A 22,400-nucleotide genomic window follows, 5' to 3' on the forward strand; every position below is an offset into this window, starting at 1 on the left:
ACCCCGCGCAGTGTCCGGAACTGTCTCCGCAGAAGGGTCCCTTCGACGTGTCCATCCTGACCGGCTCCGACATCCTCGTCACCGGTGGCACCGGGTCATTTGGCAAGGCCTTCGTGCGGCACGCACTCAGCCGGCTGAACCCACGCCGGATCATCGTGTTCAGCCGGGACGAGCTGAAACAGTGGGAGGTCCGGCAACTGTTCGCCGACGACCCCCGGCTGCGGTTCTTCATCGGCGACATCCGGGACCGGTCCCGGTTGCACCGGGCCATGCACAAGGTCGACTACGTCGTGCACGCCGCCGCGCTGAAGCAGGTCGACAGCGGCGAGTACAACCCGTGGGAGTTCGTTCAGACCAACGTGGTCGGCTCACAGAACGTGATCGAGGCCAGCATCGACAACGGCGTCAAGAAGGTCGTCGCACTGTCGACCGACAAGGCGTCCAGCCCGATCAACCTGTACGGCGCGACCAAGCTGACCGCGGACAAGCTGTTCATCAGCGGCAACCACTACGCGGCGGCGTACGACAGCCGGTTCAGCGTGGTCCGCTACGGCAACGTGATGGGCAGCCGAGGCTCGATCATCCCGAAGTTCAAGGCACTGCACGCCGCCGGCCAGTCGCTGCCGATCACCGACCTGCGCTGCACGCGGTTCCTGATCACGCTGCCGCAGGCGGTCGACTTCGTGGTCGATTCCTTCGACCTGATGCAAGGCGGCGAGCTGTACGTACCGCGGATCCCGTCGATGAAGGTCACCGACCTGGCCGAAGCGATAGCGCCCGGCGCGAAGATGCACGACGTCGGCCTGCGTCCGGGCGAGAAACTGCACGAAGAGATGATCAGCCCGGAAGAAGGCCGCCGCGCCCTCGCGTTCGGTGACCGCTACGTCCTGCAGCCAGACCTCGCCACGTGGGGTTACCAGGCACCCACCGACAGCATCCCGGTGGCCGACGGCTTCCACTACACCTCGGACACCAACACCCAGTGGTACACGATCGACGAGATCCGCAAGATCCTCGAGAGCGACTAGAGGGGGTGCTGAATGCTGCCATACGGACGTCAGTCCATCTCGGACGAGGACATCGAGGCGGTCACCGCCGTACTGCGTGGTGACTGGCTGACAACAGGGCCGGCGGTCGCTGCTTTCGAGCAGGCTGTCTCGGAGCTGACCGGTGGGCACCGCGCGGTCAGCTGCACCTCCGGCACGGCGGCGCTGCACATCGCGTACGCAGCCCTGGGGGTGGGGCCGGGTGACGAGGTCGTCACCACGCCGATGACGTTCGTCGCGACCGCGTCATGTGCCGCGATGCTCGGCGCCACGGTGGTGTTCGCGGACATCGACGAGGACACCGCGCTGATCGATCCGGCCGCCGTCTCGTCAGTGGTCAGTGAACGGACCAAGGTCATCGCCGGGGTCGACTACGCCGGCCAGGCCGCGGACTACGCGTCCCTGCAGCCGCTGGCCGATCGCGTCGGCGCCCGCACCCTCGCGGACGCGGCGCACTCGATCGGCGGCACCGCCGACGGCCGTCCGGTCGGCGACCTGGCCGATGTGACCACGCTGTCCTTCTTCCCCACCAAGAACCTGACCACCGGCGAAGGCGGCGCGGTGATCTGCAAGGACCCGTCGATCGGCCGGCGGGCCCACGAGTTCCACTTCATCGGTCTCGTCCGCGATCCGGACCGCTTCGAGATCACCGGCGAGGGCCCCTGGCACCAGGAAGTCCACGAGTACGGCGTGAACTACCGGCTCACCGACATCGGCAGCGCCCTGGGGTTGTCCCAGCTCAAGCGGCTCGCGAAGTTCAAGCGTCGCCGGACCGAGATCACCGCCCGCTACAACGAGGCCCTTCGCGACGTCGACGGACTGCGGATCCCGGTCCAGCGAGCCGGCGTCGACCCGATGTGGCACCTTTACCCGGTCCGCGTCCTCGGCGGGCGCCGGCGCGAGGTCTTCGAGGGCATGCGCGCGGCCGGTATCGGCGTACAAGTCAACTACATCCCCGTCTACTGGCACCCGGTCTTCGCGAACCAGGGCTACCGCCGCGGCCTCTGCCCGAACGCCGAGCGGTTCTACGCCGAGGAACTTTCCCTCCCACTGTTCCCGGACCTCACCGACGCCGAGGTCGACCAGGTGATCGAGACGATCACGAAGCTGGTTGACTAGCGTCCATGACGCTTAAGGTACCCCTGTGATCCGATCGATTTTGATCGGCGCCGAGATGCTGAACTGGTCCGACCTCCACCCGGTCGACGCACGCCCGTCCGCCACCGGACCAGCCGCCGTAGCACTCTTCGCCGCCGCCCTTCAGCCCAGCGACACCGTCCTGCTCGCCGGTCCGCACTCCTTGGACCTGATCGCCGACGTCGCCGCACGCGTCGCCTCGGTGGATGTCCTCGTGCGTTCCGCCCCGGACGCCGAGGAGATCGCCGCGGTCATCGACCGGCCGCTCGCCGACAACAAGGTCTTCTGCGGCGCCCTGGACCGCTTTACCCCGGCGTACGGCAACTCGTCCGGGTACGACGCGGTGGTCGCGCTCGACGGGTTGGGCCGACTCGTCGGTCCGGACACGTCGAAGCTCAGCTGGGCGGACGCTCTGGCCGCTCTCCAGGATCGGCTCGCTTCCTCAGGCCGTCTGCTGCTCGGGGCCGAGAACCAGTTCGGCGTCGAGCGCTTGCTTCAGCCCGACATCGCCGCCGCGCTGCCACGAGACGAGGACTGGGGGCGCGATCTCACCGACGCCACACCCGTCGGCCTGAATCCGCTCCGCACTGCCCTCAAGGAGGCCGGCCTCGAGATCGCGGAAACGTACGCAGTGTTTCCGTCACTGGTCGACGCCGAGGTCGCGCTCACGGACGTCAGTGGACCGCTGCCGGCTGCGGTGGCCGCCCGCGCCATGGCCGACCGGTACGCCGGTCCGGCCCTGATGGACCCGTATCGCTTCGTGCAGGACACGGTCCGGGCCGGCCTGAGCGTCGAACTGGCCCCGGCTTGGTACGTCGTCACCGCCGCCGAGGACCTGCCCGGTGTGCTCCCCGCCGATGCGGTCCCGGGTGGCTCGGGTGTCCTGCTGGAGGAGTACCTGCTCTCCGCTCTCCGGGTCGACGATCAGGCGGCGGTGCGGCGTGTTGTTCCCGATTACGTGTCGTGGTTGCGTGCACAGCACTACGACACCGCGAAGATCGCCGCTCCGGACAACGTGATTATCGACGGCATGTCGTTCCGGTTGTTCTCCGAGTCCGGCATCGGAGTCTTTCAGGTCGACGAAGACGGTGAGCCCGTGCCTGTCCGTGGCGACGCACTGGTCGTCGCGCACCTGGCACGCTTCGTCCGTCGTTCGATGGAGGGCGGATCGAGGCAGCCGTGGTCTGCGGGTGGCTACCCCGACGGGCTGACGGCACGGCTCGCCTCGATGGTCGGAATCACGGTGACGAAGTGGCTTTCGCCACCCAGCGAGATGGTCAGGCCACTCGGTAGTGCCGAGCAGTTGGTGACCGTCGCGCGCCTCTCGGAGGAGCTGGCCGCCGCCAGCGCACGGGGGCACCTGTTCCATGGCCAGATCGTCGGGATCCGCCAATCGAAGCCGTACCGCGTAGGCCACACCGTGACCGGCCCACTGCGGGTGGTCCGCCGGCACGTGAGGCGGACGGTGCGGAGGGTTCAGCGACTGCCGCGGAAGCTCCGGGGACGCTGATGCACCACGCGAATCACTTCTACGGGCACGCGAACGTCATGGCGTCGTACGCCGGATACCAGAAACCGCCGTACATCTGGGGATACCTTCAGCACGGCTGGAACATCCTGGACGGATTCGCCCACGGCACGACGTTCGCGCCGGGGATGCCGCTGTACGTCTGGTCGGACAGCGTCCGCCGGCGCGGTTGGTCGATGGGACTGCGGAACTACGCGGTGATCGGCTCCGTCTGGCTGTATCTGCTGCAGGTGCATCCCGAGCTGGCCACTCCGGCGGAAGATGCCGAAGGCACCATCTTCTACCCTTTCCACGGCTGGGAAGGCCAGAACGTGCTCGGTGACCACGGCCGTATCGTTGCCTCGATCAAGGAGCACGAGACCGGGCCGGTGACGGTCTGCCTGTACTGGAACGAGTACGAGAACCCCGCGATCCGCAACGTCTACAAGAGCGCCGGCTTCCGGGTGATCACGCACGGATATCGCGGCCTGCACTGGCGGAAGACCGACGCCGACTTCCTGGTGAAGCAGCTGACCGAGCTGCGCAAGCACCGGCGGGTCGCCTCCAACCGGCTCAGCTCCGCGGTCCTGTACGGCGCTTCGATCGGCATGCAGCCAGGGGTGTACGGTGATCCGATGGTGCTGGAGCACGAGCACCCCTCGTTCGGCGGGCAGGCCAGGATCAAACGGCTGTGGCCGGAGATGGATCAGCCGTTCGTGCCGCTCGACGTCGCACGTGAGTTCACCGATACCGAGCTGGGCGTCGACCACCTCGCCTGCCCCGCCGAGATCAGGGAGTTGTTCCGGTGGAACTGAAGATCGGCATCATCACCCAGGTGCGGGCGACCAGTACCCGGCTCCCCGCGAAGGTCCTGCGGACCGCCGGCGGCCGGACCTACCTGCAGCACCACCTCGACCGGCTCGGCCTGACCGGGCTTCCGGTGATCGTGGCAACGACCACGAACCCCGACGACGATCCCGTCGTACACCTGGCCGAGCAGACCGGCATCCCCGTGTTCCGGGGTAGCGAGGAGGATGTGCTGAGCCGGTTCGCCGGGGCGACCCGTGCGCACCAGCTGGACGGCATCGTCCGGGTGACCTCCGACTGCCCGCTGATCGATCCGCAGGTCGTTGCCGAGGGCGTCGACAGCTGGCGGTCCGAGAAGGACGAGAACCTCTACCTGTCCAACTGCCTGGAGAGGACCCATCCGCGCGGAATGGACTACGAGGTGTTCTCCGCCGCGCGGCTGCTCGACGCGGACGAGCAGGCGACGCTGCCGGCCGACCGCGAGCACGTGACGCCGTACCTGCACCAGAACCGGCCGGGCGACATCCGGCTGCGGAACCTGCCCTGGTCCGGCGGAGGTTCGCAGTACCGGCTGACGCTGGACACCCCGGACGACCAGAAGCTGCTCGAGATCCTGATCGAGGAATACGGCGCGGACCAGCTGAGCTGCGCCGAACTGGTCGCGGTGCTGGACGCGCATCCGGAGCTGGCCGCGCTCAACGCGCACATCGAGCAGAAGAAGCTCGGCGAGTAACCGCACGGCAGCCTGCCGCTACGGCATGATTTGCGGTGATGACCACCGATGATCCAGCACCGGAGCCCGGGCCCGGCCATGACGCGCCCGACACCGGCGCGAACGCGGCCCGCGCCAAGTCCTTCGGCGCCGTCGCGGCCGCGTACGAGGCCGGCCGACCGACGTTCCCCGCCGAGGCACTGACCTGGATCCTCGGCCCGGGCCGGCTGCAGGTCCTCGACCTCGGCGCCGGCACCGGGAAGCTGGCCGCGGTCGCGGCCGGGCTGGGGCACGACGTGGTCGCGGTCGATCCGTCCGAGGAGATGCTGTCGGTGTGCCGTCGGCGCCCTGGGATCGACACGATGGTCGGCGCGGCCGAGTCGATCCCGCTGGCCCACGGCTCGGTCGACGCGGTGGTCGTCGGCCAGGCGTTCCACTGGTTCGACCACGCCCGGGCGCTGCCCGAGATCGCCCGGGTGCTGCGGCCCAACGGCGTCCTCGGCCTGCTGTGGAACGACGCCGACCGGGTGGTTCCCTGGGTGCGCCGGTTCGACCGCGCGATCAGGGGCGACGACTTCGGCGGCGACCAGTTCGACCCGATGCCGATCCTGCTGCAGTCGGACCTGTTCGCCCTGGTGGAGACGGCCCGGTTCCGGCACTGGCAGGACCTGGACCGTACGGGCCTTCGGCAACTGACCCTGTCGCACTCGCGGATCGCTGTGCTGACCGAGTCCCGGCGCGACGCCGTACTGGACCAGGTCGACGCCATCTACGACAACACTGCGCGACCGCCGGAGCCGCTCCGGATGCCGTACTTCACCGACTGCTACCGGGCTCGGCCCAGCGACCTGGCGAACTACCGCCGTACTCTCGACGCCCCGGTTGCCCCCCATCTCTAGCCTTCCCGAAACGTTTTGGTTGCGGTGGGTCACAAATCCGCGACATGGGGCTAACGTGCACGTGTTCGGGTTCAGCGCTGTGCCATTGGAGAACAGGGAAACTCATGGACAACGAGATGGTGCGCGAGCGGGATGCCCGCGCCTATGAGGCGGTGCACGAGGCGGCCGACTTCACCAAGCTGAAAACGCGCTACAAGAATTTCGTGGTGCCGTGGACCATCGCGTTCATGGCCTGGTACCTGGCGTACGTCGCCTGCTGCAACTGGGCCCGCGGCTTCATGGACCACCAGGTGGTGGGGCACATCAATGTGGCGCTGATCTTCGGCCTGCTGCAGTTCGTGTCCACCTTCGTGATCGCCGCGCTGTACGGCCGGTTCGCGAACCGCAAGCTCGACCCGCTGGCCCATGGGCTGAACGCCAAGTACAAGAGGGAGCGCCGCCGGTGAATGTCCTCAGCATCCCGGTCCTGATCCCGCTGGCCGACGCCGAGCCGGGCAACCGGGCTCTGACCATCTCGCTGTTCTCCGCGGTCGTCGCCGTGACGCTGTACATCACCTGGTGGGCGTCCCGGCAGAACAAGACCGCCGCCGACTACTACGCCGGCGGCCGCTCGTTCAGCGGTGCGCAGAACGGTCTCGCCGTCTCCGGCGACTACATGTCCGCGGCGTCGTTCCTCGGCATCTCCGGCCAGATCGCCCTGTTCGGGTACGACGGCTTCCTCTACTCGATCGGGTTCCTCGTCGCCTGGCTGGTCGCGCTGTTGCTCGTCGCCGAACTGCTGCGGAACTCGGGGCGGTTCACGATGGCCGATCAGCTTGCGTTCCGGATGAAGCAGAAGCCGGTCCGGACCGCGGCCGCGACCTCGACGATCGTGGTGTCGATCTTCTACCTGCTGGCCCAGATGGTCGGCGCCGGTTCGCTCGTCGGGCTGCTGCTCGGCGTGAAGGGTGACGGCGTGAAGGCGGCCGTGATCATCCTGGTCGGCGCGCTGATGATCATCTACGTGACCATCGGCGGCATGCGGGGCACCACCTGGGTGCAGATCGTCAAGGCCGTGCTGCTGATGGCCGGCACGGTGGTCATCACCTTCCTGGTGCTGGTGAAGTTCCACTTCAACCTCTCCGACCTGCTCGGCGCGGCCGCGGACAATTCCGGTAAGGGCGAGGCGTTCCTGCAGCCCGGGCTGCTCTACGGCAAGGACCTGGTCGGACAGGTCGACTTCCTGTCCCTCGGCCTGGCGCTCGTCCTCGGTACGGCGGGTCTGCCGCACATCCTGATCCGCTTCTACACCGTGCCTGACTCGCAGACCGCACGCCGGTCGGTGCAGTGGGCGATCGGCCTGATCGGCGCGTTCTACCTGATGACGCTGGCGCTCGGCTTCGGTGCAGCCGCGCTGCTCGACACCGGCAAGGGTTCCGCGGTCGCGGAGTCGAAGGGCAACGTGGCCTCGCCGCTGCTGGCCGAATCCGTCGGAGGTGGCGCCGGCTCGATCGGCGGCTCGATCCTGCTGGCGCTGATCGCGGCGGTCGCGTTCGCCACCATCCTGGCGGTGGTCGCGGGGCTCACCCTGACCTCGGCATCGTCGTTCGCGCACGACCTGTACGCGAACGTGATCGCCAAGACCAAACCCAGCGAGAAGGACGAGCTGCGGGTCGCCCGGTTCGCGGCAGTCGGGATCGGCGCGGTCTCGATCGCGCTCGCCATCCCGGCGCAGAAACTGAACATCGCGTTCCTGGTCGCGCTGGCGTTCGCCGTCGCCGCATCGGCGAACCTGCCGGCGCTGCTGTTCAACCTGTTCTGGAAGCGGTTCAACACCTCCGGCGCCGCCTGGAGCATCTACGGCGGCCTGATCTCCGCGGTCGTCCTGGTGATCTTCTCGCCGGTCGTGTCCGGTACGCCGACCTCGATGATCACCGGCTCCGACTTCTCCTGGTTCCCGTTGTCGAACCCCGGCATCGTGTCGATCCCGCTCGGCTTCCTGTTCGGCGTACTCGGCACCTACCTCGGCAAGGACAGGTCCAGCGAAGCCCGCTACAACGAGCTCTCCGTCCGCTCCCTCACCGGCGCCGGCGCGGAGGGTCCGGCCAAGCACTAGTCGCCCCCTGGCGGGTCCGGCGTTCGTGCATGCGGAGTCGGCGGCGGTTCCTCGGGCTGATGCCCGCGGCCGCCGCCGTTCTGCTGCCCGAAAGGGCAACTCGGGTCCGGGCAGCAACCGGCTCAACCGGAATGGCAGACTCGTCCGCCGCGGTGGACATTTCTGGGGCAACCAGACATTCCCCGTCCTGTGATCTATTCAGCGACGAAAGTTTTCAGCAACGGTTAGGCTCCACTACTATGTCTGACCTGATTCCTGTCACCAGGGGACCGTCTTGATGACGGTCCGGTCTGGCAGGTCTACCTGGCCGCCGTTCCTGGGTGCACTCGTCTGGCTCCTCCCCGCGGTGACCGCGTACTGGGTACTTGCAGGCACAGGCGTGAGCGACAGCGACATCCTCCGCTACGCGGCCTACTTCTCGGGCTGTGTGGTGCTTCCGGGAGTGTTGCTGCTGCGAGCTTTCACGCCGAGTCGGCGGACCTGGCCGGAGGACGTGGGCCTCGGCATCGTCGTGGGGCTCTCCTACGAGCTGCTGGGGTGGGCGTTGTTCACGGCCGCTGGGATACAGCAGTGGTTGGTGGTCTGGCCCGCGGCGGTGCTGGTGGTCTTCGCCGCGGTACCGCGGTTGCGGCGCTGCTGGCGGGCGCAGGACGCGCCGCGGCTGCCGCTCGCCTGGGGCGCCACGCTGGCGCTGCTCCTCTCGGCGACCTTGCTGGTGTACTACGGCACTACGGTCAGCGCCACGCCGGTCCCCGAGAACGGCGGCGACTACTACCAGGACATCCTCTGGCACCTAGGGATCGTGCACGAGCTGGGCCGCTCCGTCCCGCCGCAGATCCCGCAGGTGGCGGGCGAGACGATGCAGTACCACTGGTTCGCCGACGCACACCTGGCGTCGGCCGCACAGATCTCCGGAATCGACCCCCGGCTCGTGCTGTTCAGGCTATGGTTCGCCCCGATCATCATCGGGCTCATCCTCGCGGTGGCCGCACTCGCGCGCCAGGTCAGCGGTGTCTGGTGGACCGCCCCGTTCGCGGTCGCGCTGACGACGGTCGTCCCGCGGGTCGCAATCTGGAAGTACGTCGGCGGCGTGGGGTCCCCACCTCTCGTTTTCCTGAGTCCGTCGCAGTCCTTCGGGACAGCGGTCAGCGTCGGAGCCGCGGCGCTGCTGCTCGGCGCCTTGTACCGCGGTGCCCCGAGACGGTCCTGGGTGATCGTGATGCTGGTCGTCTGCGTAGCCGCCGGCTCCAAGCCCACCGCTATGCCGCTACTGCTCGGCGGGACCGGTTTGGCGGCGTTGTTCCTGCTGGTGCGGAACAGGCGCATCCCCTGGCCGACCGTCGGCTTCGGCGTCGCACTGGTGGGTGTGATGGTGGCGTCGATACTGACTGTCGCGGGTAGCACCGCAGGTACTCCGCTGCGCTTGTTCGGGGCCTTGCGGGCTTTCCCGGGATACACCGCTCTGACCGGTCTCACCGGCGCTCCGGCGCCGGGGGGATGGCTCATCGAAGGGCTTCGTGACGCCGACCAGCAGACGGTGACCTGGGCGATCGCGATCCTTGTGGCCGTGGTGGTGAGCAGGGCGGTGGTGGCCGTGGCATTCCTTGGTCTCGTACAGCGCCGGACCCGTACCGATCCGGTGCAGTGGTGGCTGGTCGGCGCGCTCATCGCCTCGCTGCTCGGATTCGTGGTCGTCGACCATCCGAGTTTTGGTGAGTTCTACTTCCTCGGCGGCGCGCTGCCCTTCGCCGGCGTCGCCGCGGGATACGTGGTCCACGGCGCGGTCACCGGACGCCCCCGCGTGGCCCGCCGGGTGATCATCGCCGGTGGCCTGCTGGCCGGTGCGGCGCTCGCTCTGGCAATCCGGGCGTTCGGCAACATCGACTCCCCGCCTGTCTCCCCGGCGCAGATCACGCGGGCGGTGAGCGAGCCGATGCTGTGGCTTGCGGCGGTACTCGTGGCAGGGCTGGTCGGCTGGCTTGTCCTCCGCGCCGTCCGTCCGCAGGTCCGTGGCCTCGGCCTGGCGCTGCTGATGTGCTTCGCCATCGGCCTCGCCCTGCCCAGCCGGCCCTGGTCGGAATGGCGCGACGCGGCGGACGGGATCACCGGAGAGGGCGGGCAGATCCCGGTCCCGGCGGCTCCGTTGTACACCACGGACGAGATCCAAGCCGCGCTGTGGCTGGAGCGCAATGCTGGACGCAACGACGTGGTCGTGACGAACACCGCCTGCCAGTCGCGACAACGACCTGGTCCGGTGTGCGACGCGCGTGGCTTCCTGGTCAGCGGTGTCGGCGGTCACCGAACGCTGATGGAGGGCTGGGCCTACACCCAGCAGTCGCTGGCCAACCAAGGCGAACGGAACGTCGGCTACAGCCTGCAGCCATCGCCCTGGCCCGACCGGGTGGAACTGACGACGAAGGCACTCACGGAGCCAACGCCTGAGCTGCTGGAGACCCTGCGCCGCGATTACGGCGTCCGCTGGATCTTCGCGGACACGCGAAAGGGCAGGGTCGCCGAGCGCACTCTCGACCAGCTCGCCGACCGGAGGTTTACCCAAGGGCAAGTCATCGTCTACGAACTGAGGGACTGAACAAGTTCGTTGATTTACACGTCGAGATGCTGAAGCATGATCAATCCTCAGGAGGAGATACCCATGGACGGTCTGAAAGGCCTTCTCAAGCATGTGCGCGCCTACGTCCTGCTGCAGCGCATCGTCGGCGCCGACCGCTTGCGATATCGCTGCATCGAGGAGATCCAGCCGGGTGAAACCGTCCTGGACATCGGCTGCGGTCCCGCGTACTACTTCCCGCGTCTGCCCCAGCCGCTGAACTACCACGGGTTCGACACAGATGCGCCGTACATCGACTGGGCCAAGGAGCACTTCGGCGGTGAGAACGCCAGCTTCCATTGCGGCAACTTCGACGAAGCCGCTGCCCGATCGCTGCCGCCGATCGATGTGGTGCTGCTGCTCGGGCTGCTGCACCACCTGTCGGACGAGCAGTGCACACATCTGCTCAACCTGGCCGCGAGCGTGCTGGGACCCGGCGGCCGGGTGATCAGCCTCGACACCTGCTTCGAGCCGACCCAGGGCCGGATCTCGCGGTGGATGTCGGAAAACGACCGCGGCGAATACGTCCGGGAGCCACCGGCGTTCGAGAAGCTCGCCCTGCAGTCCTTCGGCCAGGTCGAGGGCAAGGTCATCGATGATGCCACCCATGTTCCAGCGAGCTACTGGATGATGAGGATGACTGCGCCGAACCGACCGTGGGCCGAATAGCGGGCCGGCTCCCCAGGAGCCGGCCTCTCATTCGATCCTGAAGGTCGCCGCGAAGGCGTCCAGCTCCGCGGCGGTTGCCTGCTTGCCGACGATCCCCTCGGCAAGCGCCTTGACGCCGTCGATCGCTCCAGTCAGCACCGGAGTCAGCGGCGCCATGGCCTCGACCACGACCAGGTTGGACGGCACGGGCTCGGGGAAGGGACCGGGCTCCGCTGTCAGCGTCGAGCCCGAACATGTTGCATGAATGACGATCTCGCCGAACCGCAGTTCATAGGCGAGCTTGCCCATCCCCCGCTTCAACGGGTGGTACGTCGATCGCAGCGCCATCACCAGCGAGTCCGCGGTGGCAATCTCACCTGGCCGCAGCTCGCCTAGCGATCGCGCTCCCCACCGGCCGAGCGCCAGTACGACCGTGTCCAACTCCAGCCCGTACGGCGTCAACTCGTAGACGATCGCGCCCGACGGCCGCGGCTGCACCCGGCGCTCGACCAGGCCCGCGCTCTCCAGCTCCTTCAGCCGGGTGGCGAGCACGTTCGTCGGGATCTTCGGCAGCCCCGCCCGCAGGTCCGTGTACCGCTTCGGGCCGACCAGCAGGTCCCGGACGATCAGCAGCGCCCAGCGCTCCCCGACGAGCTCGAGCGCCCGAGCCACCCCGCAGTACTGCCCGTAGGTCTTCGTCGTCATGGCTTCAGTCTACTTGACAGAGTCTACTTGCTTTTTGCAAGCTTGCTGCATGGCGATCATGAACAGGCAGCAGCGCGAGGAGTTCCTGGCCGGGCAGCACATCGGGGCGGTGAGCGTCGGGCGCACCGACGGCCGGCCGCCGACCACCGTGCCGACCTTCTACGCCTACGAACCCGGCGGAGCACTCACCATGTTCACCGCGACCCAGGGCCGGACCCCTGCCCGGATCGACGCGATCAAAGCCGCCGGCGTGATCACGTTCCTGGTGCAGGAGGAGACCTGGCCGACCAAGTACGTCACGGTCGAGGCGACGCTGGACTCCGTCACCCGGCCGACTGTGGACCAGATGCTCACCATCCTCCGCCGCTACATGCCGGAGGAAGCCGCGCAGCAGTTCGCCCACAGCGAGGTCGACAACCCCGGCAGCACGATCACGCTCTTCACCTTCACCCCATCCCGCTGGTTCTCCGCCGACAACTCGGCCTGACCTGCGCTGGGATAGCGCTCCGCCACGCAGGCGCGGCGGCGGATCCTCGGCACGACGATCCACCAGGCGTCACGAACCGTTGACGCTCGGCTAGCCATGCCGTAACAATGGGCCAACGCTGCGCAAGAAACGAGCAAAATTAGAGCAACTTTCCGACTTTGCGTCGCGGCTACTCCCCTGCGTCCTCACCACCCGCCCACCAGGAGAGGCCATGCGAATCCCGAAGTGGCGGCTGCCAACCGCCTTGCTCGCCGCGAGTGTCGCGCTCGCGGCCGCCCCACTTGTCCACCCGACCCCGGCCGGTACCGCGGCTGCCGCCGTACTCGCCGGACCCAACCTCGCCGCCGGCAAGGCCGCGTCGGCCAGCAGCAACACCCAGACGTACGGCGCGCCGAACGTGACCGACGGCAACCAGGGCACCTACTGGGAGAGCGCGAACAACGCGTTCCCGCAGTGGGTCCAGGTCGACCTCGGCTCGTCCGTCGCCACCAACCAGGTCACGCTCAAGCTGCCGACGTCGGGCTGGGACGCCCGCAACCAGACCCTCGCGGTCCAAGGCAGCACCGACGGGCAGAACTTCAGCGACCTGTCGGCGTCGGCCGTCCGCGCGTTCACTCCGCCCAGCAACACGGTGACCATCGACTACGGCACCGCGACCACCCGCTTCGTCCGCATCCGGCTCACCGCGAACACCGGCTGGCCGGCCGGGCAGCTGTCCGAGCTCGAGGTCTACGGCCCGGCGACCGGTGACACCCAGGCTCCCACCGCCCCGGGCAACCTGGCCCTCACCGAACCCGGCGCCGGCCAGATCCGGCTCAGCTGGAACGCCTCCACCGACAACGTCGGGGTCACCGGGTACGACGTCTACGCCAACGGCCAACTGCGCACCAGCGTGGCCGGCACTGTGCTCACGTACACCGACAACCAGCCCGCCAGTACGACGATCTCCTACTTCGTCCGGGCAAAAGATGCCGCAGGCAACCAATCACCGGACAGCAACACGGTGACCCGGAACGGCAGCTCCGGCCCGGGCAGCAACCTCGCGGCCGGCAAGCCGATCACCGCCTCGGGGTACGTGCACATCTTTGTCCCGGCCAACGCCAACGACGACGACGTGACGACGTACTGGGAGGGCAACGCCAACCCGGCCACGCTGACCACGGAACTCGGGTCGAGCGCCGACCTCAGTTCGATCGTGATCCGGCTCAACCCCGACTCGGCGTGGGGACCGCGGACGCAGACGTTCTCGATCCTGGGGCGGGAGCAGAGCGCGTCCGGGTTCACCACGATCGTGCCGAGCGCGTCGTACAACTTCAGTCCGGCGAGCGGGAACAGCGTGACGATCCCAGTCAGTGCACGAGTGGCCGACGTACGGCTGAACTTCACCGCGAACACCGGCGCCCCGGCCGGCCAGGTCGCCGAGCTGCAGGTGATGGGCGTACCTGCGCCGAATCCGGATCTCACCCTGTCGAACGTGTCGTGGACGCCGACCTCACCGGTCGAGACCGATGCGATCACTGTCCGCGCGACGGTCAACAACACGGGTACGGCGGGCTCCACGGCGACTGACGTGAACTTCTACCTCGGCTCCGGCAAGGTGGGAACGGCGGCTGTAGGAGCACTCGCAGCAGGAGCGTCGACAACGGTCAGCGCATCGATCGGGACGCGCGACGCCGGCAGCTACGCACTGAGCGCAAAGGTCGACGAGTCGAACGCGATCATCGAGCAGAACGACGGGAACAACACCGCGAACGCCTCCGGCCCGCTGGTGGTTACTCCGGTCGCCAGCTCGGACCTGATCGCGTCCGCGGTGAACTGGACGCCAAGTAACCCCTCGGCAGGCAACAGCATCGCCTTCTCGGTCGCGCTGAAGAACCAGGGCAGCGTCGCCTCCGCGTCCGGCGCTCACGGGATCACGCTGACCGTGCACAACGGAAGCACAGTCGTCGCCACTCTGACGGGCAGCTACAACGGCTCGATCGCTCCCGGTGCGACCACTGCCGCTGTTGCTCTAGGCAACTGGACGGCCGCGAACGGGCGATACACCGTGCGCGTCATACTCGCCGACGATGCCAACGAACTGCCGGTGAAGCGGACCAACAACACCAGCGAGCGTCCGTTCTTCGTCGGTCGCGGCGCGAACATGCCGTACGACCACCTCGAGGCCGAGGATGCCTCGGTCGGCGGCGGCGCCACCGTGATCGGGCCGAACCGCACCATCGGCGACCTGGCCGGCGAGGCGTCCGGGCGACGCGCGGTGACGCTGAACTCGAACGGTTCGTACGTCGAGTTCACCACCCGGGCCAGCACGAACACACTCGTCACCCGGTTCTCCATCCCGGACTCGGCCGGCGGTGGCGGCATCACCTCGTCGATCAACGTGTACGTGAACGGCAGCTTCCACAAGACATTGCCGCTGACCTCGAAGTACTCCTGGCTGTACGGCGCCGAGGCCTCGCCGAACAACTCACCAGGCTCGGGTCCTGCGCGGCACATCTACGACGAGGCGAACGTCATGCTGGACTCGACGTTTCCGGCCGGGACGAAGATCCGGTTGCAGAAGGACCCGGCGAACAGTACGACGTACTCGATCGACTTCGTCGACACCGAGGCCGTGGCACCGCTGGCGAACCCGGGCGCCGGGTTCGTGACGCCGAACGGGTTCACCCAGCAGGACGTGCAGAACGCGCTCGACCGGGTGCGGCAGGACAGCGCGCTGCAGGGTGTCTACCTGCCGCCGGGTGAGTACCAGACATCGTCGAAGTTCACCGTGTACGGCAAGGCTGTTCGCGTTACCGGCGCCGGTCCTTGGTACACCCGCTTCGTTGCGCCGCAGAGCCAGGCGAACACCGACGTCGGCTTCGACGCGCAGTCGTCGGCGAACGGGTCGACGTTCAGCGGATTCTCGTACTTCGGGAACTACGACAGCCGCAACGACGGACCGGGCAAGGTGTTCAACTTCGCCGGTACGTCGAACATGACCATCGACAACATCTGGGCGGAACACCAGATGTGCCTGTACTGGGGCGCGAACACCGACAACTCGGTGATCAAGAACTCGCGCATCCGGGATTCCTTTGCCGACGGCATCAACATGACCAACGGGTCGGCGGGCAACACCGTCAGCAACAACGACGCCCGGTCCACCGGGGACGACAGTTTCGCGCTCTTCAACGCCACCGACAGCGGTGGTGGCGAGGTCCGGGACAACGTCTTCGAGAACCTGTCCGCGTCACTGACCTGGCGGGCCGCCGGGTTCGCGGTGTACGGCGGGACGAACAACGTCTTCCGCAACCTGTACGCGGCGGACATGCTCACCTACCCGGGGATCACGATCAGCTCGCTCGACTTCGGCATCCCGATGAACGGGTTCGGTGCGACGCCGCCGACGCGGTTCGAGAACGCCAGCGTCGTACGGTCCGGCGGGCATTTCTGGGGCAACCAGACGTTCCCGGCGGTGTGGATCTACTCGGCGACGAAGATCTTCCAGGGAATCCGGGTCAATGATCTGGACGTGGCTGATCCGACGTACTCCGGGATCATGTTCCAGACCGACTACGTCGGCGGGTCGCCGTTGTTCCCGGTCGCGGACACGGTCTTCACCAACACCACGGTGTCCGGCGCCCACAAGTCCGGCGATGCCTTCGACGCCAAGTCCGGCTTCGGCATCTGGGCCAACGAACTCCCCGAACCCGGCGAGGGCCCGGCCCGAGGAGCCGCGACCTTCACCAATCTGACCCTCACCGACAACGCAGTGGACATCCGCAACACCACGTCAACCTTCACCCTCAACCGCAACTGACCCGAAGAGTTGGGTCAGAGGTCGTCGGCTATTCGAGCGAGGGCTTCGCCGGCTTTGAGGACCAGCGCCTGGTCTTCTTCGTTCAGCCGGCGAAGCAGGTTGCCGAGTTCGGCAGCCGCCTGCTGGCCGGACGCTTCGACGGTGGCTGCGCCGGCTTCGGTCAGGACGACGGCGGTGGCGCGACCGTCGACGGGGTCGGGCTCGCGACGGACGAGCCCGGCCTCCTCGAGGGAGGCGACCGTGGTGGTCGCGGTCGGCTGCGAGCACGGCACCCGGGTCGCGATCTCACCGATCCGGATGGGTTGCTCATCGGCGACCAGCATCAGCGCGAGGAACTGCGTCGGATGCAGGACTGCCGTCGTCCTGCTCCGGCGCAGGTGCCGCACGATCCGGTGCATGCTCACCAGCAGCTGCAGGGTCTCCTGTGCCATTGCGATCACCTCCGACGAGAGGCGCCAATCGTGGCACAGCTAGATGAGGATCTCCTAAGGATCGGTCGGGTCAGGTCAGGCGGAGGTCAGGTTGATAGAGGTCCAGCCAGGTCGCGAGTGACAACGTTTGCTCGAGATGCCGGCGTCCCCGCGCCGCCGCCTCGGCCGTCGTGAACGGCTCGAGAGCGTTCCGGTCGACCAGCTCGAACACAGCGTGGTTGTCCGCCAGCAGACCGCGCACCTGACCCGCCAGCGCCTCGGCGTACGCCGGATCCTGGGTCTGCGGGTACGGCGACTTCTTGCGTTCGGCGACCGACTCGGGCAGGACGTCGCGGGTGGCGGCGCGGAGCAGGCTCTTCTCCTTGCCGTCGAACGTCTTCAGCGACCACGGGGTGTTGTACACGTACTCGACCAGCCGGTGGTCGCAGAACGGCACCCGCACCTCCAGCCCGACCGCCATACTCATCCGGTCCTTGCGGTCGAGCAGGATCCGCACCATCCGGGTCAGGTGCAGGTAGCAGATCTTCCGCATCGTCCACTCGTCGTCGGACTCCCCGTCGAGCCGTTCCACCTCGGCGACAGCCTCGGCGTACCGATCGCGTAGGTGCCCTCCGAGGTTGAGTGCCTTCCGCAGCTCGGGCCGCAGTACGCTCACCGGCCCGTCGCCGCGCCGCGTCATCATGTACGCGATCCACGGGAAGATCGGTATCTCTCGGACCGCCGGGTCGTGGAACCACAGGTAGCCGCCGAACACTTCGTCGGCCGACTCGCCGGACAGCGCGACCGTGGACTGCTCGCGGATCGCCTTGAACAGCAGGTACAGCGAGTTGAAGATGTCCCCGCCGAACGGCGCGTCGTTCGCCCTGATCACCTTCCGCCGGATCTCCGGATCGGTCAGCACGGAGTTGTCCAGCACGATGTCGGAGTGCTGCGACTTGACCAGGTCCGCGACGTCATGCACGTACGGCGTGTCCGGCGTACTCCGGAGCTCGTCCGGCCGGAAGTTGTCCGCGTGGCCCACGAAGTCGACCGCGAAACTGCGGACCTTGCGGCCGTCCTCGGCCAGCTGACCGGCCGCGAGCCCGGTGATCGCACTGGAGTCGAGTCCGCCGGACAGCAGTACACAGCGCGGTACGTCGGCGACCAACTGGCGGCGGGTGATGTCGTCGAGCAGATCACGCACCTGCGCGACGGACGTGTCCCGGTCGTCGGTGTGTGCCTTGGTCTGCAGCCGCCAGTAGTGGTTGGCGTGGATCCCGGCCCGGTCGACAGTGACTACAGTGCCCGGCTCGACCTCGGACATGCCGGCCCACAGTGAGGCGCCAGGAGTCTTCGACACCGTGAGCACTTCGCGCAGCCCGTCGATCTCGACCGCGGGGGTGATGTTGGGGTTCGCCAGGATCGCCTTCGGCTCCGAGCCGAACAGCACACCGTCGGCGGTCGGGTAGTAGAAGAACGGCTTGATGCCCATCCGGTCGCGGACCATCAACAGGGTCTCGATCCGCGGGTCCCAGATGGCCAGCGCGTACATCCCGTTCAGCCGCTCGGCGAACGCCGTACCCCACTCGACATAGGCACGCAGGACGACCTCGGTGTCGGAGTCGGTGGTGAACGGGTGACCACGGCGGCGGAGCTCGTCGCGCAGTTCGGTGTAGTTGTAGACCTCACCGCTGTAGACCATGCCGAGAGTGACCTGGCGGCCTTCCACGGTGAGGTGCGTGGTCATCGGCTGCTCACCGCCCGGGAGGTCGATGACGGCCAGTCTTCGGTGCCCGAGGGCGACGTGCGCGGCGTACCAGGTGCCTCGTGCGTCCGGTCCGCGACACGACATCGTCTCCGTCATCGCGTCGATCACGTCGTGCTCAGTGCCCAGATCGTGCCGGTAGGCCACCCATCCGGTGATGCCACACATCGTCGTCGCGCTCCTCTCCAGGAGATACATTCAATGCCAATGTATTTCTGACGATGTGTGATCACAACGGACGGATCCGTGACCTCACACCTGGGCGGCCAGTATTCCGAGCGCGAACGCGAGTCCGGTGAGCCCGAGCATCGTGGTCGCGAGGACGACGAGCCGTCGTTGCAGCGCAGGCAGTTCCGCGGAGGTCGCGAACACCCGCTGCGGCCAGTGCCGCCAGGAGACGTACCAGAAGATGCCACCGGCACCGAGTAGCAGCGCGGCCTTGATCGCATGGATCCACCAGTGGTCGTTGTCGAGCAGCAGCAGTACGACGCCGGTGACCGCGATCGCCCCGATCAGCCCGAGCACCTTCCATCGATTGCCCGAGGCAATCACTGCGGTCAGCGTCTCCCGCCCCTCCTGATCGGGCCCGAAGTACCGCTTCAGCTTCGGCTGCACCACGAACAACGAGTAAGCCATCCCCCCGACCCAAGCCGCCGCGAGCCCCGCATGAATGATCGCGACGACGGCAGTCATGCCCGGCAGCCTAAGCGCATCCCGGTGCAAGCGACGCCTGGAGATCGCGAGCCCGGCCTGCGGACTCCTCGCCGACCGACGAGGTTCACACCCGAGCGGGCCGCCGTACTGACAAAGGAGAGACGAGGTTCGCACCCGAGCGGCCGCCGTACTAACGAAGGAGAACCCTGAGCTGGCCGAGCTGTTCGAGAAGCTCGCCGAAGGAGCACGCCGTCGAGGGCATGGAGTCGAGGGCATGGAGTCGCTGGCGCCCGTGCTGGTCGACGAAATGGAGCCGCAACTACTGACCGACCGGCAGCACCTGCGACTCTCAGCCCACGTGCCGGCTGCGACGCGGGCGGGGGCGGGCGGCCTCAGGTGAGCGGCGCGAGCGGCAAACGCACGTGATCGACCGGCTGGGTAGAACGGCGGTGAATCGAATGAGGTCGCGGCCGACGCTGCCCGCGCACGAGGGCAAACAACTCGGCGGCACCGGTTGATTCGCCGGCAAGGTCGGTGACGACAGCACGGATTGGTTCGCCGGCACGGATTGGTGACGACAGTGCACTCCACCCGATCGTCAGAACGGCGGCAGATCGGCGTTGGCTGCCCGCTGACGTGGCGCCAAGGACGCGGGACCGGGCAACTCGGCAACGCGGACTGCTGTGGCGGCGCGGGTTGCTGTGGCGGCGCGGGTCGGTTCGCCGGCACGGGTCAGTTCGCCGGCACGGATTGGTGACGACAATGCACTCCACCCGATCGTCAGAACGGCGGCGGATCGGCGTTGGCTACCCGCTGATGCGGCGCCATGGACGCGGGACCGGGCAACTCGGCAGCGCGGAATGCTGTGGCGGCGCGGATCGGTTCGGCGGCGCGGCTTGTCTCGGCGGCTGGTGGTTGGGTGATGGGGCCGCGGGCGGGTGGGACGGTGGTGTGGCGGTGGCCGGATGGGGTGGTGAGGGTGATGGTCCCGTCGGGGTGGCTGGTGGTGGTCCAGCCCCAGGTGGGGGTGTCTTTGATGACGTGGTGGTATTCGCAGTAGGGCGCGAGCCCGCTGAGGGTGGTGGCGCCGGATCGCGCGAACGGCGTGAGGTGGTCGCGGTCGCAGTCGCGGGAGGTGCGGTTGCAGCCGGGCCAGGCGCAGACGGGGTGGCGGGCGAGCAGGGTTTCGGTGACGAGGGTGCCGGGGTCGTGGCGGGTGGTGGAGGCTTCGAGGACGATGCCGTTCGTGGGGTCGGTGAGGAGTCGTCGCCATGTGCCGTCCGCGGCGATGCGGCGAGCCATCTCGGCGGGGATGGGGCCGTAGCCGGTGAGTTCGGCCGGGTCGTTGTCGAGGCCGAGCAGGGTGGCGGCGGGGACGACGACTTCGATGTGGGGTCGGCGGCGGTGCTGGTCGGGTAGGCGGCGACCGAGCCAGTCCAGGCCGTTGTGGAGGATGTGTTCGAACAGGTCGGCTGCGACGTCGGCGCGGCGCTGCTCGGCAGTCCGGGCGTCCTTCGGTGCCGCATCACCGTTCACGCCACCCTCGTCAGGGCGTGGCTCAGCATCGCCTCGGCCCGCAGCACCCTCGTCAGGGCGTAGCTCAGCATCGCCTCGGCCCACAGCACCCTCGTCAGGGCGCAGCTGACCATCGCCTCGACCTGCGGCACCCTCGTGAGTGCGTGGCTCAGCATCGCCTCCGCCCGCAGCACCCTCGTCAGGGCGTAGCTCAGCATCGCCTCCGCCCGCAGCACCCTCGTCAGGGCGCAGCTGACCATCGCCTCGGCCCGCAGCACCCTCGTCAGGGCGTGGCTCGTCAACGCCTCGGCCGACAGTGCCGTCTGGCCGCGCCTTACCGCCTCCCGCGCATGCGGGGCCGTCCGGCCGCGTGAGGTGGAGCGGATCGGCGACACCCGTGGTGTTCGGGTTGCCGGGGGTGGGGGCGGTGGTGGGGGTGCCGCGTTTGGCGAGGGTGGCCATGGCTTGGATGGCGATCCAGATTTGCTGGATTTTGTCGCTGGTGTGGACGATCCACAGGCCGGCCATGCCGTTGGACAGGGGCACGATCTTGCAGGTCCGGTCGGCGTTGGCAGCGCGGTGAGCCTCGGCCATTTCACGACTGGTGTGCTTGGCGACCTGGCGGCGCAGGGAGTGCTGCAGGTTCCGGTGGGTTTGGCCGGGGGCGCGTTTCAGGACGTGTGCCTGCACCGCTTGCGCAGCGGGGTCGGGCAGTTGACTGGTGGCCTCGGAGATCGCCAGGGCTTTGCCCCAGGTCAGGGCCCCGCATCGGAGTGCGGTGTGGGTGGCCGACAATGTCGAGGTGAGCCGCAGGGCGGTGTCGACGCGGCGGCCGACGGTATTCGGCGACAACCCGAGAGCCAGGGCGATCTCGGCGTACCAGGAACGCTCGGGGTCGATCGGGCGGCCGTTCGTGTCGAGTTGGGTCGGGCGCGGAGATTCGCGGTGTTCGGCCTGGCGTTGGCGGTAGAAGGAGGCCATGGCGGTGGCCTTGATCGCTTCGGCCCAGCTGGTCAGGCGGTCGGCGGCCTTCATCAGTTCGATCAGGGCCATCGGTGACATGGCTTCCGGACGGGTCTGTTCCAGCGCGGTGGCGAGGTCACCGCCGGGCGGCAGCAACACCCAGGGCGGGGCGGTGCGGCGCAGTAGTTCCCGTTCGGCCTGGTCTTGGTCGTGGCCGTCCCACAGCTCCCATTCGAATGTGTCGACGCGGGAGAACCGGTTCCGGTCGAGCAGGGCGTCGAGTTCGGCATCCCACTCATCCTGTTCGCTGACGAACCGTGGTCCATTCGGATCGTCAGGATCCGCAGGGATGTCGAGGTCATCCGGCACCGCGACATCGCACGGCCAGTCGAGGTCATCGCCGATGACCTGTCCGCTGCCGACCGCCTGAGCAATCCCTGTCATGCGACTACATTAGAACAGGTGTTCGACATCATCAAATCCGCTGACCGGCGGCGTGCCGGCGCGAATGTCGTTACAGGGTTGACGATCCGGTGAATCGGTTGCTGATAGCAATTATCTGGAGTGGACGGGGCCGCGTGCAACGGACGAGTGGCTGCGTGGACGCTGGGGGATGCACACATGCGTGAGCCCTCGGCGT

General features: G+C 67.8%; 17 protein-coding genes. 12 read left to right on the forward strand and 5 right to left on the reverse strand.

Translation table 11 applies throughout. The features are described from left to right. Window positions 1-47 precede the first annotated feature (47 nt). The 10 genes from pseB to AB0I34_RS10415 all read left to right on the forward strand — a co-directional run bounded on the left by pseB (window position 48) and on the right by AB0I34_RS10415 (window position 11,480). Window positions 48-1,028, forward strand: a complete 981-nt coding sequence (pseB, locus tag AB0I34_RS10370) for a UDP-N-acetylglucosamine 4,6-dehydratase (inverting) (protein ID WP_360442653.1) — start codon at window positions 48-50, stop codon at window positions 1,026-1,028. A 12-nt stretch (window positions 1,029-1,040) separates the two neighbouring features. Continuing rightward, window positions 1,041-2,165, forward strand: a complete 1,125-nt coding sequence (locus tag AB0I34_RS10375; protein WP_360442656.1) for an aminotransferase class V-fold PLP-dependent enzyme — start codon at window positions 1,041-1,043, stop codon at window positions 2,163-2,165. Window positions 2,166-2,190: 25 nt separating this feature from the next. After that, complete coding sequence (locus AB0I34_RS10380; protein ID WP_360442659.1) at window positions 2,191-3,693, forward strand: hypothetical protein; 1,503 nt, start codon at window positions 2,191-2,193, stop codon at window positions 3,691-3,693. Continuing rightward, a complete protein-coding gene (locus AB0I34_RS10385) occupies window positions 3,693-4,505 on the forward strand; it encodes a hypothetical protein (protein ID WP_360442662.1) in 813 nt (270 codons plus the stop codon). Before AB0I34_RS10380 ends, AB0I34_RS10385 begins: the two co-directional genes overlap by 1 nt. After that, on the forward strand, window positions 4,496-5,230 hold the full coding sequence (locus AB0I34_RS10390; RefSeq protein ID WP_360442665.1) for a glycosyltransferase family protein: 735 nt from the start codon (window positions 4,496-4,498) through the stop codon (window positions 5,228-5,230). The genes AB0I34_RS10385 and AB0I34_RS10390 overlap by 10 nt, the downstream gene beginning before the upstream one ends. Window positions 5,231-5,268: 38 nt before the next feature. Continuing rightward, window positions 5,269-6,108 carry a class I SAM-dependent methyltransferase gene (locus AB0I34_RS10395; protein ID WP_360442668.1) on the forward strand — a complete coding sequence of 280 codons (840 nt, stop codon included), beginning with the start codon at window positions 5,269-5,271 and terminating at the stop codon, window positions 6,106-6,108. A 104-nt stretch (window positions 6,109-6,212) separates the two neighbouring features. Then, window positions 6,213-6,554, forward strand: a complete 342-nt coding sequence (locus tag AB0I34_RS10400; protein ID WP_360442670.1) for a DUF485 domain-containing protein — start codon at window positions 6,213-6,215, stop codon at window positions 6,552-6,554. 11 nt (window positions 6,555-6,565) lie between these two features. Next, window positions 6,566-8,203: a cation acetate symporter gene (locus tag AB0I34_RS10405; RefSeq protein ID WP_360442813.1), complete on the forward strand. Its 1,638-nt coding sequence runs from the start codon at window positions 6,566-6,568 to the stop codon at window positions 8,201-8,203. A gap of 277 nt (window positions 8,204-8,480) precedes the next feature. After that, a complete protein-coding gene (locus AB0I34_RS10410) occupies window positions 8,481-10,793 on the forward strand; it encodes a hypothetical protein (protein ID WP_360442673.1) in 2,313 nt (770 codons plus the stop codon). 63 nt (window positions 10,794-10,856) lie between these two features. Continuing rightward, on the forward strand, window positions 10,857-11,480 hold the full coding sequence (locus AB0I34_RS10415) for a class I SAM-dependent methyltransferase (RefSeq protein ID WP_360442676.1): 624 nt from the start codon (window positions 10,857-10,859) through the stop codon (window positions 11,478-11,480). A gap of 27 nt (window positions 11,481-11,507) precedes the next feature. Here the strand turns inward: AB0I34_RS10415 and AB0I34_RS10420 are convergent, their stop codons facing one another. After that, window positions 11,508-12,164: a helix-turn-helix domain-containing protein gene (locus AB0I34_RS10420; RefSeq protein ID WP_360442679.1), complete on the reverse strand. Its 657-nt coding sequence runs from the start codon at window positions 12,162-12,164 to the stop codon at window positions 11,508-11,510. 49 nt (window positions 12,165-12,213) lie between these two features. Between AB0I34_RS10420 and AB0I34_RS10425 the strand changes: the two genes are divergently transcribed. Further along, window positions 12,214-12,651, forward strand: coding sequence for a pyridoxamine 5'-phosphate oxidase (locus tag AB0I34_RS10425; RefSeq protein ID WP_360442682.1), 438 nt, complete (start codon window positions 12,214-12,216; stop codon window positions 12,649-12,651). Between the two features lie 211 nt (window positions 12,652-12,862). Continuing rightward, window positions 12,863-16,453 (forward strand): discoidin domain-containing protein, encoded by a 3,591-nt coding sequence (locus tag AB0I34_RS10430; RefSeq protein ID WP_360442685.1) that lies wholly within the window; start codon window positions 12,863-12,865, stop codon window positions 16,451-16,453. A gap of 14 nt (window positions 16,454-16,467) precedes the next feature. On the opposite strand, the gene AB0I34_RS10435 is transcribed toward AB0I34_RS10430, so the two are convergent. From AB0I34_RS10435 to AB0I34_RS10450, 4 genes are all read right to left on the reverse strand, one after another. Beyond that, the gene (locus AB0I34_RS10435; protein WP_360442688.1) at window positions 16,468-16,884 is read right to left on the reverse strand and encodes a MarR family transcriptional regulator; all 417 of its coding nucleotides are present in this window, start codon (window positions 16,882-16,884) and stop codon (window positions 16,468-16,470) included. Between the two features lie 70 nt (window positions 16,885-16,954). Further along, window positions 16,955-18,826 (reverse strand): asparagine synthase (glutamine-hydrolyzing), encoded by a 1,872-nt coding sequence (gene asnB / locus AB0I34_RS10440; RefSeq protein WP_360442691.1) that lies wholly within the window; start codon window positions 18,824-18,826, stop codon window positions 16,955-16,957. Between the two features lie 54 nt (window positions 18,827-18,880). Beyond that, on the reverse strand, window positions 18,881-19,321 hold the full coding sequence (locus AB0I34_RS10445; protein ID WP_360442694.1) for a hypothetical protein: 441 nt from the start codon (window positions 19,319-19,321) through the stop codon (window positions 18,881-18,883). Window positions 19,322-20,062: 741 nt separating this feature from the next. Next, complete coding sequence (locus AB0I34_RS10450) at window positions 20,063-22,204, reverse strand: DUF222 domain-containing protein (RefSeq protein ID WP_360442697.1); 2,142 nt, start codon at window positions 22,202-22,204, stop codon at window positions 20,063-20,065. Between the last annotated feature and the right edge of the window lie 196 nt (window positions 22,205-22,400).

Origin of the sequence: Kribbella sp. NPDC050281, from assembly GCF_040655855.1 — a bacterium.
Classification (GTDB): domain Bacteria; phylum Actinomycetota; class Actinomycetes; order Propionibacteriales; family Kribbellaceae; genus Kribbella.

Bases quoted from the DNA above. Each gene is read 5' to 3' on its own strand.
- AB0I34_RS10410 (WP_360442673.1), top strand. From the start codon at position 8,481: ATGACGGTCCGGTCTGGCAGGTCTACCTGGCCGCCGTTCCTGGGTGCA.
- AB0I34_RS10400 (WP_360442670.1), top strand. From the start codon at position 6,213: ATGGACAACGAGATGGTGCGCGAGCGGGATGCCCGCGCCTATGAGGCG.
- AB0I34_RS10430 (WP_360442685.1), top strand. From the start codon at position 12,863: ATGCGAATCCCGAAGTGGCGGCTGCCAACCGCCTTGCTCGCCGCGAGT.
- AB0I34_RS10420 (WP_360442679.1), bottom strand. From the start codon at position 12,164: ATGACGACGAAGACCTACGGGCAGTACTGCGGGGTGGCTCGGGCGCTC.
- AB0I34_RS10385 (WP_360442662.1), top strand. From the start codon at position 3,693: ATGCACCACGCGAATCACTTCTACGGGCACGCGAACGTCATGGCGTCG.
- AB0I34_RS10435 (WP_360442688.1), bottom strand. From the start codon at position 16,884: ATGGCACAGGAGACCCTGCAGCTGCTGGTGAGCATGCACCGGATCGTG.
- asnB (WP_360442691.1), bottom strand. From the start codon at position 18,826: ATGTATCTCCTGGAGAGGAGCGCGACGACGATGTGTGGCATCACCGGA.
- AB0I34_RS10450 (WP_360442697.1), bottom strand. From the start codon at position 22,204: ATGACAGGGATTGCTCAGGCGGTCGGCAGCGGACAGGTCATCGGCGAT.
- AB0I34_RS10445 (WP_360442694.1), bottom strand. From the start codon at position 19,321: ATGACTGCCGTCGTCGCGATCATTCATGCGGGGCTCGCGGCGGCTTGG.
- AB0I34_RS10425 (WP_360442682.1), top strand. From the start codon at position 12,214: ATGGCGATCATGAACAGGCAGCAGCGCGAGGAGTTCCTGGCCGGGCAG.
- AB0I34_RS10375 (WP_360442656.1), top strand. From the start codon at position 1,041: ATGCTGCCATACGGACGTCAGTCCATCTCGGACGAGGACATCGAGGCG.
- AB0I34_RS10395 (WP_360442668.1), top strand. From the start codon at position 5,269: ATGACCACCGATGATCCAGCACCGGAGCCCGGGCCCGGCCATGACGCG.
- AB0I34_RS10415 (WP_360442676.1), top strand. From the start codon at position 10,857: ATGGACGGTCTGAAAGGCCTTCTCAAGCATGTGCGCGCCTACGTCCTG.